Source organism: Roseibium album, assembly GCF_001404515.1.
GTDB lineage: Bacteria > Pseudomonadota > Alphaproteobacteria > Rhizobiales > Stappiaceae > Roseibium > Roseibium album.
On sequence record NZ_CXWE01000007.1, the window covers coordinates 164,459 to 179,451 of the forward strand.

Sequence of the window (14,993 nt, forward strand, 5' to 3'; positions counted from 1 at the left end):
TATTCCAGATCTCAGGATCTCAAAAAAATGTGTGCGGCGATTGCAAAGTCAGCCAGACCGGTCCGGGCACCGGGGAGAAAAAGCGTTCTTTGGCCATAGTAGCGCCTGCCTGCTTTCGATCCCTTGGCCAGATCCGAAAGGTCTGCTGCCCACTCCAGTTCCGCGCGTGCGGGCGCTGTAAGGTCGGACGAAAACAGTCGGGACTCTTGAAGCAACTCGGAGGAAAGCGTGGCTGAGGGATCCAGAATGTCGACGTGACATCCGACCGGTGGATCAAGATAGGTCAGGGTGTCATAGCTGCCGGAGCTGTTGTCGGGACCCGCCACGCAGATGATGTCCGCGCCTTCTTGTGCCTCATGAATTTCGGAGGTTACTCCGAAATGAACATTGTCAAGTTCCGGCTGGTTCGCGGCTTTTTTGCGAACTTCGGGTGATGTTCCGGCGAACAGGATGGATGTCAGGTTCCGAACTGTCGCATAGGCTGAAAGTAGACGTGGCAGGCGAAGGTCGTCACCGATCACGAGCAATCGTCGTGCATCCTCGCGCGACAGGTAGGATGCTGCGAGCGCATGAACACCGGCGGTGCGCCAGGTTCTCATGCGCATGCCGTCAACGAGCGCTATCGGCTGGCCGCCTGTCCCTGAATAGAGAAGATAGAGATTGGAAGCGAAGCCCTTGTTCTCGGGAAGGTCCAGATTCAGGCTGCAGCCGACATAACCGCGTGTCACATCATTTTGTTCGGCAAAGTTCGTCCAGGCGGGTTGGAGAGTGAGGTGCCCCGCCAGTTGGTCAAGCCGGTCGATCCTTAAATCCGGAGCAACTGGCGCCACGATATTCGAACGGAATGCCCGGCGAAGTGTCTCGAGAACATCCCGATCCTCAAGACAGGCATCAATCTCATCGCTTGAGATAATTCGCATTCATCAGCAGATTCTAGGCCGCAGACCGATCGCCCGGCCTCGGCAATCCCTTGACACCTGTGGCAGGTTGATTTGCAGCAGACATCTCGCGAAGCTGATCGGCTTCCTTATGCCATTTGTCGGCTTCACGCCGCTTGACCCGCGCTTCCTTGCGCCACCGGCCCTGTCTCGCCCAGGCTCCAAGTCCGCCGACAATAATACCGACACCCAGGCTGGCGAAAATCACCCAGAACAACGGAACATCGGGAATTGTCAGTCTGGGGTCCTGCGGGTCGAACGGGTTCAGTGACAGGGAAACCGTATGCCTGTTGGCCACAGACAAGGGAACCAGGACCACCGCGATCGCGAACAGGATCACATTCTTGATGAAACGGGTCACAGCGGTCTCCCGGAATAGTCAGTATGGAACTCGAATTGAAACGGGTGGTCGTGCGAACCGGATTCAGTCGTCGCCGTGATCAACACCGTCGTTCAAACGTATACGCATTTCCTTACCGGTTTTGAAGAAGGGAACGTGTTTCTCGTCCACTTCCACTTTTTGTCCGGTGCGAGGATTGCGCCCGATGCGTGCCGGGCGGTTCTTTACGGAAAACGCTCCGAAGCCGCGAAGCTCGACACGATCTCCGCGCATGAGCGCCTCTGTGATTTCATCCAGGATCGCATTGACGATATTCTCGACATCCCGCTGGTAGAGATGCGGATTCTGTTCTGCGATATGCTGAACCAGCTCAGATTTGATCATGGAGAGCCCCCTGGCTTACGGTTTTTGTTCTGCCGCGTCAGAAGCCTGCCAAACGGATACGAGCCCGTCAAGCGTAAGGCCTCGAGGAATCAGCCCCTTAGCGTCATTTAACGGGTTTATGATGGCAGATCCGATCCCTTTTCCGAATTCACGGGAGATCCGGGAGGAAAACGGCAGCTCGTCAAGATTTTCATTTGTCGTCCATGTGACGACCGGAAGATCCTTGGTCACGCCCTTTTCCGCGACCAGCCATTCGACAGCTTTGTCTTCGCCGCCGATGGCATCAACCAGCTTGTTTTCCAGCGCGGAGTGGCCGGTCAGGACGCGACCGTTGGCAAGTTGTTTTGCCGTCGCGGGATCCAGCTTTCGTCGTTCGGCGACCAGTCCGACAAACCATTCATAAGAGTCATTTACAAGAGACTGCAGCATGGCGCGCGCCTGTGGGCTTGCTTCCGAATAAAAATCAGGCTCGGCTTTCAGAGGTGCACTCTTGACCGCTTCCATTTGAACACCGACCGTCTCCAGAAGTTTTTCCAGATTGCCGAATTGAAACAGCACACCGATCGAGCCGGTAATGGTGTTGTAGCGCGCAACGATGTGATCGGCCGCCAGGGCAACCATGTAGCCTGCGGACGTTCCGATCGTGCGGATCTCGGCGACCACCGGTTTCTTTTCGGCCAGGTCGCGCAGCGCCAGGTAAAGCGCTTCGCCGCCAGTTGTGCTGCCTCCGGGCGAATTGATGGAGATCACGACGCCCTTGACCGCGTCGGCCTTGCTGATCTTCTCGATCATCTGCAGCGTTTTGCGGTTTTCTATGATCACGCCTTCAATTGGGATACGCGCGATATGTGCCGACCGCTTGGACAGGCCGGAAACACCTGAGACGTAGGCGAGGCCAGCGACAAGAGCTCCTGCGATCACGATGAATGTCGCGACGCGCCAGAAAGTCACCTTGCGCCGCAAACGTCGTCTATCCACCAGCGCGTCAACATCAACAGGCATGAACAGTTTGCTCCGACTAAGATCCTATGAAAACCAACAGCATACATAGGGTGAGTGGCGTGGAAATTGCAATCGCTTAATCCGACTTTGGCATCAGATTGCGGCGGTTTCGGGCAGGGGTGGCAATAATTCACCACATATCCGGCATCTTGCCTTACTCGGAAACAGAGACCAGAAATGCGACCCAGAGATAACAGACGAGCAGGGAGACGACTGTCACGGGCAAGACATAGCGCGTGAATTGCCAGAACTGGAACGGGGTCACGCCGTGCTTTTCGCTCTGCTGAACAATGATGACGTTGCTGGCCGCGCTCAAAATGAACAGATTGCCGGCAAGGGTGGAAATACCCGACAAAAGCATCAGGGTCGGGACGTCGTGGTCCCGCAGCAGGTTCAGATAGATTTCCACCAGTGGAACATTCGAGAAGACCTGGCTGCCGAAAAACGCAATGGATGTAACCAGGATGGGTTCGCCCAGCTGGTCGTGCCAGGGACTGAGCCATTCCTGCAAGGCACCCGATTTCAGCACGGCGCCGGTCACGATGAACATGGAAACGAAGAAGATCAGCGTGTGCCAGTCAACTTCCTTTACCAGTTGAACCCGTTGCGATGAAAATACAAACAGCGGGATTGCCGCAATCAGGCTCAGTGCACCGAGCGGCAGGTCCGGCAGCCAGTCGCTGTCATGGGCGATACTGTCCGTCAGGACAAGTACGCACAACAGACCCGTGGCAAGAAGCGCTGGCCAGCGGCGCATTGTTTGTTCGTCCGGAGTGACATGTTCCGGAGCTCCTCCCTTCGGTGCTCTCTTGAAGCAGAACCAGAACCACAACAGCGTGAAGACGAGTGAAATCAGCGCCGGAACGGCGAGCCACTCCAGAAAGACGCCAACCGGATTGGTGAAGTGTCCATCTGCGACGATCAGCAGGTTCTGGGGGTTGCCGACAGGCGAAAACATGCTTCCGACCGTCACGGAAACACAAAGGGCGATCAATGGCAGTGCTGCCGAAATGCCGAGGCTCGCTGCGATGGCAATGGCGATTGGTGTTCCAATCGCCGCGGCGGCATCGTTGGTCAGGACGGCCGAGATGGCGGTCACGAACAGGATAAAGAAGAACAGGATCTGCGGAATGGAACGTGAGTCGGCACATATCCAGTTGCTGACCTTTTCCGATATCCCGGAGGCAAACAGCGCGTGAGAGATCGCGAAAACACCAAACAGGTAGGCAATTACATCCCAATCCACCGCATTCAATGCTTCTGAAGGCGAAATATTACCTGTGACAAGCACGATAACTGCGCCGATTGTCATGATCATCCAGATCTTGAGCCAATCCGGCAGCCATTGCCGGATCGCAATCATGAAAAACACAAATATAGATACAATTAAACTTAAAGGCATCTAACTATTTCTCATGGCTATTCTATTGAAGGTCGTTGTTAGTCTATTTTTGCAAGGATATAAATGCAAAATTAAATTTCCGTTTGTGATAGTCCTGTACTACGTAAAAACTCATACCGGTTCCGGGGCGAAAGTCATGCAGTTGAATAGATCGTTGCTCGGCGTGAATTTTTTCGCCGGAGATGTCGTGGGCGGGATCGGCCCTTATCTCGCAATTTATCTTCTGACCCTTCAACACTGGTCGCCCGGTTCGATCGGGATCGCGCTCGCTGCCGGCAGTATCGCAACCGTCGTCATGCAATCACCGGCCGGTGCCATTGTCGACACAGTCAAGTGGAAGCGGACGTTGTTGATCGGCTGCGCCATCGCGATTGCGTGCAGCACGATCGGCATTCTGGTGTTCAATGATGCTTTTGCAGTTTATACGGCACAGATTCTGATCGGCTCGGCGTCTGCCTTTCTTGGCCCCCTGATTGCCGCCGTCACCCTCGGGCTGGTCGGGCACGCCTATTTCACCAGGCAGACCAGCGCCAACCAGGCCTGGAACCATGCCGGCAACATGATCGCGGCCATGCTTGCGGCCATTCTTGCCTTGACCTGGTCAGCGCTCGGGGTTTTCTGGCTAGTGGCGGCCATGGCCTGCGGCATGATTGTCTGCGCGCTTTTGATCAACAAGGATGAGATTGATCACGACCTGGCCCGTGGCGGTGTCGCGGAGGAAAATGCGGGTGAAAAAGCCCCGGAAGGTATCTTGAGTCTTTTCGAAGACAGGCGGCTGTTTGTTTTCGCGATCTGCATCTTCCTGTTTCATTCTGCCAATGCCTCCATGCTGCCATTGGTCAGCCAGAAACTGTCGTCCAACAGTGACGCCGAGCATGGGGTTGCCTTTACGGCGGCCTGTGTGATTGCCGCGCAACTGGTGATGATCGTCATGGCGATCTTCTGCGGAAAAAAAGCGGACGTCTGGGGGCGCAAGCCTTTGTTGCTGATCGCGTTTCTAGTGCTTCCGATCCGGGGAATTCTGTTCAGCCAGTTCGACAACACATACGCGCTCGTTGCCATTCAGGCTCTTGACGGGGTTGCCAACGGCATCTTCGCAATGGTGTTTCTCCTGGTTCTGGCCGATATCACCGCCGGGACGGGGCGGTTCAATTTCGCCCAGGGCGTTCTGGCAATGCTGATCGGAATCGGGGCATCCCTCAGCAACATAGTTGCCGAGTATATCGTGCAATACACCAGCTACACGGTCGGCTTTCTAAGCCTCGCGGCGACAGCGGCGGTCGGCCTTGTCATCTATGTGGTGTTCATGGAAGAGACGCTGGTGCGGGATCGCCCGAGCAGCTAGGAGCCTTTGCCTGACGGTTGGTTCAGCGTGATTTCTTTTGGCGCGCTGACAGCCTTCGTTTTGTTGGAAGCAAACTCTTGAGGAGAACATTCCGCGAGATCCGAAACTGCGGGTACCTTGCGGAAGTCGCATTTTCTCAATCTTTCTCCGTTTTTGACGGGCGCGACGTTTCCTGCCGGATCTAGACTGAAGTCTTCAGTTCGGGAGAAAACAATGCGCGGAAGTTGCCTTTGCAGCCGGGTGAAATACCGGATTTCGGGTTCTCCAAGATCAATTGTCGGATGCCATTGCAACCAGTGCAGAAAAGCATCAGGCCACTACGTTGCAGCAACACAGGTGTTGAAGAGTTTCGTGGAACTTCAGGGGATTGAAAATGTCACATGGTTTCAATCGTCTGAAACGGCAGAGCGAGGGTTCTGCAAGACCTGTGGCAGCCAGCTTTTCTGGAGAAGGCATGGCAGTGATTATATTTCGGTTATGGCTGGAACAATCGACGGAAACACTGGTCTGAAGATGGACAGACAGCTCTATCCCGAGACCAAGGGCGACTATTATCAGTTGCCCGAGGGAGAATTGGTGGATCAGTCGAGCCTGCAGGACCAATCGCCCGATACTTAACCGGCATGCCTGGACCTGGAGCGAGGGAGGCAGGCAAACGTTACGGCTTGCCAAATCCAGGGTCGAGCAGGGCCCGACCGCGGATTTACCGGCATGGCGGAGAGACTGTTTCGACCGTCTCTCATGTCAGGTCAACTGATCCCCGTCAGCTGAATCTCGAATGTCAGCGCTTTTCCTGCCAGTGGATGATTTGCGTCCATCACGACTTCGTCGTCGGAGATTTCGACGACGGTGACGGACATTGTCTGGCCGTTCTCGGTCTGCGCCTGCAGTTGCAGTCCGACTTCCAGCGGGATGTTGGTAGGTATCGTCGCGCGCGGCACCGTTTGCCTTGCTGCAGGGTCGGAAGGCCCATAGGCGTCTTCCGGTTCGATGCGCACGGTTTTTTCGTCACCAACCTTCATTCCAGCGATTTCCCGGTCGAGACCCGGAATGATCTGACCTGAACCGACCGTGAATTCCAGTGGTTCGCGTCCTTCCGAGCTGTCGAAAACCGAGCCGTCGTCCAGCGTGCCCTTATAGTGTAGTTGTACCGTGTCGCCGCTCTTGGCCTCGGTCATGATGGGGTTCGCAATTCTGTCTGGAGTGAGATTTGAGACCGCGTGAACCAGGCGGGTACTCGTCGTATGACTTTGAGCGTAAAGAATTGGATTGAAATGTCAAAGACCGGTTGTGCGGCTCGGGAAACAGGGTTTGATTTTCAGAACTTGTTATGGACATAACCTGGGTATCCGGCCGGGTCCCGGCCGTGCTCATATCTGCAAACAAACAGACCCGGGTCTTCAATCCTGATTTCTGACTTTCTGGGATTGCGTTTCATTCTTGGCCGTTGCAATCCTCCGCCACCGGTCGCGCTGAACCGGTAAAACACGTCTTCCTGTAATTTCTGAACACTGCAATTCCGTCGGGAGAAGGCGATTTCTTCACGCATCGCAGATATGTCGAGTTCTGCATCGAGTGTTGCATGAGGCGCATTGCAAACAGGACAAAAATGCATTGAAAAGTAAGGAATATGAGTGGCTTAGGCGTCGAGCAGATTGAATGAAAGACAGGTTTTGATAGCGCTTCAAACTGATGAGGATTGCAAAACAGACGTCAATGTTGCCAGGCAAAACAAAACCCGGCACCAGGTGCCGGGTTTCATGATTCAAGACGTCCAACTCAGCGTTTCGGCAGCGGGATCCACTCGGCGACAGAAACGTCCGCGTGCTGGAACTGGGGCATCTTTTCGCCAAGGTCTCCCATGTTGCGCACGTCCTGCTCATTGAGGAAGTCCTGGGTGATCAGGGTTGGCGGAACGATGACCTGCTTGCCCGGGTCTTCACCGGCAAGCATCAGGGCAAGTGTGCGAACACTGACTTCGCCAACCACGGCGGGGTTGGTGGCGACGGTAGCGGCCCACGCGGAGTCAGGCTCGCGCATCGCGGATATGTCGGCTGTTGAGACGTCTGCGGAATAGATCTTGATATCCTGGCTCAGGCCGGCTTCGTCAACCGCGATTTTCACGCCTTTTGCAAACTCATCATAGGGCGCGAATACCACGTTGATCGTCGGGTTTGCCTGCAACACGGACCGCGCCTGGTTGGCAACGGAATTGGCGATCGGGTTGTCGAGCGTGCCGAACATGGCCGCTTCCTTGATGCCCGGGTTGTCTTTCTTGACTTCCTTCCAGGCAACGTCCCGGCGATCAAGCGGTGCGATACCGGGAACATAGACATATCCCGCAGTAAAGGTATCTCCATTGTCCTTGATGGCCTGCTCAAGGGCCAGCTTTCCGAGCATGTAGTCGGATTGTTCGACCTGCGGAATGGCATCGTTTTCGACATTCACGTCAAAGGCGACAACCTTGATACCGGCATCGACGGCACGTTGCGCGGCAGGTTTCATGGATTCTGTCAGCCCGTGCTGGATGACGATCCCGTCAACACCAAGCGCAATTGCCTGATCCACCATGTCGGCCTGAAGCGCCGCGTCCTGACGGCTGTCGAAGACACGCAGGTCGACGCCGAGCGCCTCGGCCTGTTTTTCGACACCTGACAGGTAGGATTGGAAGAAGTCACCGGTTGAGAGATAACGGACGAGCGCGATCTTTACCTCTTCCGGCTTGTCGAAGGGAGCCGGCATATCCGCAGCAAATGCGCTGCCTCCAGTGAAGCTAAGTCCGGCCACAAGGGCCATTTTCATCAAATCACGTCTGAGCATATTGTTTCCTCCCAATATGAACGGCGCCTTGCGGGCGTCACGCTGTTCTCCTGCCGCCGCGTCGCGAGGACAGGTAGAATGTGAAAACGAGGGCCGCGACCAGAACGGCCCCCTTTACAAAATCCTGCATGTAGTAGGGGGCATTCATCATGGTCAGCCCTTGCAGAAGAATCCCGACAAAGAGCGCGCCGGCCGCCGTCCCGAACGCGTTCGGGCGTGCCGCGCCCAGAACTGCAAATCCAATCAGGGCGGCGGCCACGCTGTCGAGCAGCAGGTTGTTTCCGGACGCGATGTCGCCGCGCCCGAGGCGCGCGGCCAGCAGAATGCCGCCGACGGACGCCAGCATTCCGGAAATCATGTAGGCAACGATCTTGTAACGATGGACATTCGTGCCGACGAGACCCGCCGCCCGTTCGTTGGAGCCGATCGCGTACATCAGCCGACCGTGCCGTGTGTAGCCGAGAAACAGCCAGATCAGCAGAGCAATCAGCAGAAAAACCACGACCGGCACAGGAACCAGTCGATCCAGGAACAGGTCGAACCGATGGCGGCCAAGCCACAGGAACGCTGCCGAAAAAGTGCCCTCGGCAACGGAACCGTCTTCAAGGCTCATGCCGGTTGCGATGGAATTGCCCTGTGTCGGAATGCGCTGCAAGCCGATCAGAAGGAACATCATGCCAAGCGTTGCGAGCAGGTCCGGGACCCGCATCTTGACGATCAGAAGACCGTTCACCAGTCCGACAAGGGCACCCATGAGAAGGCACACTGCAACGGCCACGAAGGCGGATTGTTCGAGAATGACCATCGTGTAGGCCGACAACATCAGGGCGGAGGTCGCAACCGAGCCGATGGAAAGATCAAATCCACCGACAACAAGCGTACAGGTCACGCCCAATGCCAGGATGCCGGTGATGGCGACGGACTGCAGAATGAAGACGGCCGAGCGCGGGCTGGCAAAGCCGCTTGCATAAAGCGAAAAGAAGAGTGCGAGCCCGCCGAGCAGGATCAGGAAGCCGTATTTGATGGCAAAATCGAGTGCGTTCTTGTTCATTTTTCAATTATCATCCTGCGAGAGCCAGCCGCTCACCGGGGCCGGACACATCCGCAACCAGGCTGTTCAGGTCCACGTTCTTGTTTTTGTGTTCACCGGCAATTGCCGCTTCGTTCAGAACGACGATCCGGTCTGCTATTTCCAGTGCCTCGTCGATCTCGGCAACGAAGACAAGAGTTGTCCGCCCGTTTGCCGTTTGTCGGATATACCGCCCGATGTCGCGCCGAGCGCCAATGTCGACACCCTGAAAGGGTTCGTCGAGCAACAGGACCCTGGAAGCCTTGAGAAGCCACCTCCCGATCATGACCTTCTGTTGATTGCCACCCGACAGCGTGTCGATACCATCGGAATTGGACTGGCAGACGACACCGATCTTGTCGATCATGTCATCCGTGGAACGACGTTGCGCCTTGTCGTTCAAAAACGAAAGGCCGCTGAAGGCACCGAGGAACGGTACTGTCATGTTGTTGGCGATATCGAAATCGGGGACGACGGCATTCACGCTGCGGTCCTTGGGAGACATGAACACGCCTTTTGAAACCGCATCACCGGCCCCGTGCGGCCGGTAGTCCTTGTCGTCGAGAAGAAGACGTCCCGCCGCGGGCTCTGAAAGTCCGTAGATGATTTCAGCCAGACGTGTCTTGCCGGAACCGAGCAGTCCGGTAAACGCGACAACCTCGCCCTCCCGGGCCTCGAAGTCGATTTCCCGGCTGTCTTCGAAAAGTTTCAGGCCTTCGATCCGCAAAACAGGTTCACCACCTTCGACAGGATCGATATCCACTTCGGTCATCTGGTGTCCGAGCATGGCATTGACCGCACCGACATAGTCGAGCGGATCGGTCTCAAACAGGCCCGAAATGGCCCCGTCGCGCATGGAAATGATCCGGTCGGCCACCCGACGGATGTCCGACATGCGGTGGGATATATAGAGGATGGCCACCCCTTCCGCGCGCAGCCTGTCGATCAGAGCAAACAGGCGTTCTGCTTCCGATGACGACAGGGACGAAGTGGGCTCGTCGAGAATGAGCAGTTTCGGTGCCCGTGCCATGGCGCGTGCGATGGCGATCATCTGACGGTCGGCAACATCGAGATCTGCGACGCGCATGCGTACATCCATCGTCAGCCCCATGCCTTCTGCGACCTCGCGTGCCTGCCGGCGCAGCTTTCGGTCATTGACGAACAAGCCGACACCGGGTTCCGTCAATCGGTCGAGGGTCAGGTTTGTCGCCACGTCCAGGTCCGGGATCACGCCGTCGTCGATGGACTGGTGGACTGTAACCACGCCTTTTGAAATGGCGTCGGCCGCGTCGGTCGGAGCGAATGGTTCGCCACCCAGCTCAATGTGTCCGGCATCGGCAAAGTGATAGCCACACAGCACCTTTACGAGCGTCGACTTGCCCGCGCCGTTGGCTCCCATCAATGCCGTTACTTCGCCGGACCGCAAATCCAGATCGATGCCCTTGAGAACGTGATTCTGCCCGAAGGACTTTTCCAGACCGCGGAGTTTGCAGGTGACGTTTTTCACCGTTCCTCCCAATATTTCACGAGCTCCACTCCCGTTGGATAGTGTTACAACATGCAATATAGTCATTTGTCAACCAAGTTGACATTTGAACAATCTTGATCATTATCGGGACGGAAACAGGGAGGAATGATCACAGTCATGGATACGCCGGACCAGTATCAGCCTTTGACGCCGGAAACGCTCGGAGGCCGTCTTGCCTCGATTGACGCCGTTGTTGAACGGATCGGATCCGATCCGGCAGATTGGGTTGTGCGCGAAGTTGGCGACGGCAATCTGAACCTGGTTTTCATTGTCGAAGGCCCGGAAGGAACCGTCATCGTCAAGCAGGCATTGCCATATGTCCGCCTCGTCGGGGACAGCTGGCCATTGCCGCTTTACCGTGCCTTTTTTGAAAACCATGCACTGGTGCGGCAGGCGGAAAGGGATCCCGGGTCCGTCCCGGAGGTCCACTATTTCGACGAAACGCAGGCGCTGATCGTCATGGAATTCCTGGCACCGCACAAGATTCTGCGCCGGAAACTGATCGACGGGGAAAAGGTCGAGGGGCTTGGCGGTTTTCTCGGCAGGTTCTGTGCCCGCACGGCATTTCGCGGGTCCGAGCTTTCCATGAAGAGTCCCGACAAGAAAAAGGACGTTGGCCTGTTTGCCGGCAATATCGAAATTCCGGCAATCACCGAAGCGCTGGTCTTTACCGATCCGTATCACGACGCGGAAATGAATCATCATTCCGACGGTCTCGACCCGGTTGTTTCCAGCTTGCGGTCCGATGCGCGCCTGAAGGCGAAAGTGCAACGCCTGATGATGAAATTCGCCTCGAACACCGAAACAATGGTGCACGGCGACCTTCACAGCGGATCGATCATGTCCACTGGAACGCAAAGCCGCATTATCGATCCCGAATTCGTCCAGTACGGCCCGATGGGTTTCGATATCGGGATGCTTCTGGCGAACTTTCTCATGGCCTATTTCAGCCAGCCGGCGCACAGGGAAGCAGCCCTTCTGGACGACTATCAGGAATGGCTTCTGTCCGTCATTGCGGAAACGGTGAACACATTCGAGGAAGAATTTGATCATCTCTGGAAAACCGAACGCACCGGCATGCTCTATCCGGAAGCCTTGTTTGAAGGGCAGGGGCATCAGTCGGAGGAGGCGTGCGCAGACCTTCTTGCGGAGATCTGGGTAGACGCCCTCGGCTTTTGCGGTATCGAGATGCATCGCCGCACGCTTTCCCTTGCCCATAATGCCGATTTCGAAGACATCGAGGACAAGGAAGTCAAGGCAGCGTTGGAAGCGCGCAATCTCCAGATGGGCGCGGACCTGATCCGGAACGCCGGCACCCTCGGGTCCGTGGAAGAATTGCTGAGGCTTGCACGCCAGGTCAACAAGAAGGACATCCTATGAAGGTCAACGGAACCCACTACCGCTCGCTTTGGTGGGATGAGGACAAGGACGCGCTGCAAATTATCGATCAGCGCTGGTTACCGCACGAGTTTCGGGTGCAGCAGGTCAACACGCTTCAGGATTTTGCCGACGCGATCGTTGAAATGCGTGTGCGCGGTGCGCCGCTGATCGGCGCCACCGCTGCCTATGGCATGGCCCTGGCCGCCGGGTCGGATCCATCCGATGAAAATCTCGACAAGGCCTGGGAGTACCTGGACAAGACCCGTCCGACAGCCATCAATCTGCGCTGGGCACTCAATCGCTGCCGCGCAAAACTGAAGGCGCTTCCCGAAGGTGATCGTGCTGCAGCGGCATTGCAGCTCGCTCACGAGATTTCCGACGAAGACGTGGACATCAATTACCGCATTGGTCAGAACGGACTGGAAATCATCCGCAGGATCGCGGCCGGAAAACCCGATGGTGAACCTGTGCGTATTCTCACCCATTGCAACGCCGGTTGGATCGCGACAGTCGACTGGGGCACCGCAACGAGCCCGATGTATCAGGCGCATGATGAAAATATTGCGATCCATGTCTGGGTTGACGAAACACGTCCGCGGAACCAGGGCGCTCTGACGTCCTGGGAACTCGGCAGTCACGGGATTGCGCACACATACATAACCGACAACGCGGGCGGGCACCTGATGCAGCATGGCCAGGTCGACCTCGTCATTACCGGAACGGATCGTACCACCCGTCGCGGAGATGTCTGCAACAAGATCGGCACTTATCTGAAGGCGCTTGCGGCAAAGGCAAATGATGTTCCGTTTTACGTCGCACTGCCTTCGCCGACGATTGACTGGACCGTGGAGGACGGGGTTGCCGAAATTCCGATCGAGGAGAGGCTGGAACGTGAGGTAACTCACGTCCAGGGGCTGACCGAGGATGGGAGGATCGGGCAGGTGCAGGTCACTCCGCATGGTACGCCCGGTGGGAATCCGGCTTTCGACGTAACGCCGAACCATCTGGTGACAGGCCTTATCACCGAGCGCGGTGTGTGCGAGGCGAGTGCCGACGGGCTCGCCGGGCTTTTTCCCGACCTGGCGAAGGTTGCCAGGAGCGCATGAGCCCTGGCCCGTCCAAGTCGCGACTAACGGAATCCAGGGGCAATGCGCGTGGAGCGGCCGCGCGCGCCCGCACGCAGGAGGACGCGATTGTCGAGGTCACCTGGTGTTACTATCAGGACGGAATGAACCAGAACGAGATTGCCGAACGTCTCGGAATTTCACGGGCCACGGTGGTCAATTATCTGGCGGAAGCCCGAAAACGGGATTATGTCCGCATCTCGCTCGACACCGATGTATTCCGAAACCAGGACTTTGCTCGTCGTCTTGTCGACCGGTTCGGGCTTGGGGATGCAGTGGTCATTCCATCTTCGCCTGATGGCGCGGAACAGTCCCTGGAGCGGGTGACCCGTGCGGTGGCCGACTGGTTGCCGAGCCTGCTGGAACCGGGCGACCGGCTTGGAGTTGCCTGGGGCGAAACCGTCTACAGGGTCGCCGAGGCTGCGCCGCGCATTACCCTGGAAGACCTGACCATCGTCCAGCTGGTCGGCTCGCGGCCGGCAGCGCTTGGCTTTGCCGCGGAAACCTGTTCGGCAACCCTTGCAAGGCGGTATGGCGCCCACTGCGTCAATCTGCATGTTCCGCTGATCCTGTCGGACAGGAAGCTTGTCGAGCAGCTTAAGCAGGAACCGGTCATTCAGGCACAGTTGGAGGCCGTGGCGAATTGCAACAAGACGATTTTCGCCTGCGGCACGTGCGGGGACGACAGCCACGTGGTTCACACGGGTCTTCTCGACAGGGCAGATATCGACGCCTGCGCCGCTGATGGCGCCATTGGGGTCATCTGTGGCCGGCTGATCGATCACAATGGCAATGGTCTTGATCGGGACATCGAGGACCGCATGATCGCTGTCACGCTCCAACAGATGCGCAACAAGGAGATCGGGCTCCTGGTCGGATCCGGCCCTGACCGGGCTGAGCCGATGCTGGCAGCCATTCGCGGAGGCTATGCCACGCACGTGGCCACCTGCTCCCAGACTGCGGCCGAATTACTGAAACTGGCGGACGACAATGCTTAGGGCACCCTACAAAGACACTCCGGAATTGCGTCAGGCGATCATCGATACCTGCAAGGAAATGAACACCAGAGGCATCAATCAGGGAACATCGGGAAACATCTCCGCCCGGGTCGGCAAAAGGATGATTATCACGCCCTCGGGTGTTCCTTATGACAGCATGACACCTGACATGCTCGTTTCGATTCCCCTTAAGGGAAAAGGAAAGAACAAGGGTCCGTATCCGCCGTCCACCGAGTGGCAGTTTCATCAGGCCTTGCTGCGGAGCAAACCCGACATGCACGCCGTGGTACATGCGCATCCTGTGCACTGCACCGCGCTCTCGATCAACCGGTCGGAAATTCCCGCGTGCCACTACATGATTGCGATTTTCGGCGGCAACACCGTACCCCTGGCGGACTATGCGCTTTTCGGAAGCCAGGATCTGGCGGATCATGTAACCGGTGCGATGGCTTCACGCCACGGCTGCCTCATGGCCAATCATGGCGCGGTCGTCGTCGGCGAGACGCTTGAAAAGGCGCTCTGGCGGATGGAAGAACTTGAAGTCCTTGCGCGTGCCTTCATCGTCAGCCAATCGATCGGCACTCCCCACATCCTGTCAAGGGGCGAGATCGATGAGGTGCTGGGCGCCGTTGCCAATTATGGTCTCAAGTCTTCCTGACACTC

At 56.8% G+C, this 14,993-nt stretch carries 15 protein-coding genes; 6 read left to right on the forward strand and 9 right to left on the reverse strand.

The features are described from left to right. Positions 1 to 11: 11 nt before the first annotated feature. The 5 genes from LA5095_RS23195 to LA5095_RS23215 form a co-directional block, all read right to left on the reverse strand. Complete coding sequence (locus tag LA5095_RS23195; protein WP_055119314.1) at positions 12 to 920, reverse strand: ornithine cyclodeaminase; 909 nt, start codon at positions 918 to 920, stop codon at positions 12 to 14. A gap of 13 nt (positions 921 to 933) precedes the next feature. Beyond that, complete coding sequence (locus tag LA5095_RS23200; protein WP_055119316.1) at positions 934 to 1,299, reverse strand: lipopolysaccharide assembly protein LapA domain-containing protein; 366 nt, start codon at positions 1,297 to 1,299, stop codon at positions 934 to 936. 63 nt (positions 1,300 to 1,362) lie between these two features. Continuing rightward, entirely contained in the window at positions 1,363 to 1,662 is a 300-nt protein-coding gene (locus LA5095_RS23205) for an integration host factor subunit beta (RefSeq protein ID WP_008191762.1), read from the reverse strand. 15 nt (positions 1,663 to 1,677) lie between these two features. Further along, positions 1,678 to 2,664 carry a signal peptide peptidase SppA gene (gene sppA, locus LA5095_RS23210; RefSeq protein ID WP_029064248.1) on the reverse strand — a complete coding sequence of 329 codons (987 nt, stop codon included), beginning with the start codon at positions 2,662 to 2,664 and terminating at the stop codon, positions 1,678 to 1,680. A 154-nt stretch (positions 2,665 to 2,818) separates the two neighbouring features. Further along, positions 2,819 to 4,027 (reverse strand): SLC13 family permease, encoded by a 1,209-nt coding sequence (locus LA5095_RS23215; RefSeq protein ID WP_055119318.1) that lies wholly within the window; start codon positions 4,025 to 4,027, stop codon positions 2,819 to 2,821. Positions 4,028 to 4,202: 175 nt separating this feature from the next. Here LA5095_RS23215 and LA5095_RS23220 point away from each other — a divergent pair, with 175 nt between their 5' ends. Then, on the forward strand, positions 4,203 to 5,411 hold the full coding sequence (locus tag LA5095_RS23220) for an MFS transporter (RefSeq protein WP_055119320.1): 1,209 nt from the start codon (positions 4,203 to 4,205) through the stop codon (positions 5,409 to 5,411). 213 nt (positions 5,412 to 5,624) lie between these two features. Then, positions 5,625 to 6,029, forward strand: a complete 405-nt coding sequence (locus LA5095_RS23225) for a GFA family protein (protein ID WP_055119322.1) — start codon at positions 5,625 to 5,627, stop codon at positions 6,027 to 6,029. Between the two features lie 131 nt (positions 6,030 to 6,160). On the opposite strand, the gene LA5095_RS23230 is transcribed toward LA5095_RS23225, so the two are convergent. From LA5095_RS23230 to LA5095_RS23250, 4 genes are all read right to left on the reverse strand, one after another. Continuing rightward, the gene (locus tag LA5095_RS23230; RefSeq protein ID WP_055119324.1) at positions 6,161 to 6,589 is read right to left on the reverse strand and encodes an FKBP-type peptidyl-prolyl cis-trans isomerase; all 429 of its coding nucleotides are present in this window, start codon (positions 6,587 to 6,589) and stop codon (positions 6,161 to 6,163) included. 601 nt (positions 6,590 to 7,190) lie between these two features. Next, positions 7,191 to 8,231, reverse strand: coding sequence for a substrate-binding domain-containing protein (locus tag LA5095_RS23240; RefSeq protein WP_029064253.1), 1,041 nt, complete (start codon positions 8,229 to 8,231; stop codon positions 7,191 to 7,193). Positions 8,232 to 8,268: 37 nt separating this feature from the next. Beyond that, entirely contained in the window at positions 8,269 to 9,282 is a 1,014-nt protein-coding gene (locus LA5095_RS23245; RefSeq protein ID WP_055119329.1) for an ABC transporter permease, read from the reverse strand. A gap of 10 nt (positions 9,283 to 9,292) precedes the next feature. Next, positions 9,293 to 10,807: a sugar ABC transporter ATP-binding protein gene (locus LA5095_RS23250; RefSeq protein WP_235808786.1), complete on the reverse strand. Its 1,515-nt coding sequence runs from the start codon at positions 10,805 to 10,807 to the stop codon at positions 9,293 to 9,295. A 126-nt stretch (positions 10,808 to 10,933) separates the two neighbouring features. Here LA5095_RS23250 and mtnK point away from each other — a divergent pair, with 126 nt between their 5' ends. Genes mtnK through LA5095_RS23270 form a run of 4 tightly spaced genes read left to right on the forward strand, consistent with a single transcriptional unit; the run spans position 10,934 to position 14,988 of the window. Next, positions 10,934 to 12,208 carry an S-methyl-5-thioribose kinase gene (mtnK, locus tag LA5095_RS23255; protein ID WP_235808787.1) on the forward strand — a complete coding sequence of 425 codons (1,275 nt, stop codon included), beginning with the start codon at positions 10,934 to 10,936 and terminating at the stop codon, positions 12,206 to 12,208. Then, a complete protein-coding gene (gene mtnA, locus LA5095_RS23260) occupies positions 12,205 to 13,314 on the forward strand; it encodes an S-methyl-5-thioribose-1-phosphate isomerase (RefSeq protein ID WP_055119331.1) in 1,110 nt (369 codons plus the stop codon). The genes mtnK and mtnA overlap by 4 nt, the downstream gene beginning before the upstream one ends. Beyond that, a complete protein-coding gene (locus LA5095_RS23265; RefSeq protein WP_055119333.1) occupies positions 13,311 to 14,330 on the forward strand; it encodes a sugar-binding transcriptional regulator in 1,020 nt (339 codons plus the stop codon). The genes mtnA and LA5095_RS23265 overlap by 4 nt, the downstream gene beginning before the upstream one ends. Then, complete coding sequence (locus tag LA5095_RS23270) at positions 14,323 to 14,988, forward strand: class II aldolase/adducin family protein (RefSeq protein WP_055119335.1); 666 nt, start codon at positions 14,323 to 14,325, stop codon at positions 14,986 to 14,988. The genes LA5095_RS23265 and LA5095_RS23270 overlap by 8 nt, the downstream gene beginning before the upstream one ends. The last annotated feature ends 5 nt before the right edge of the window (positions 14,989 to 14,993 follow it).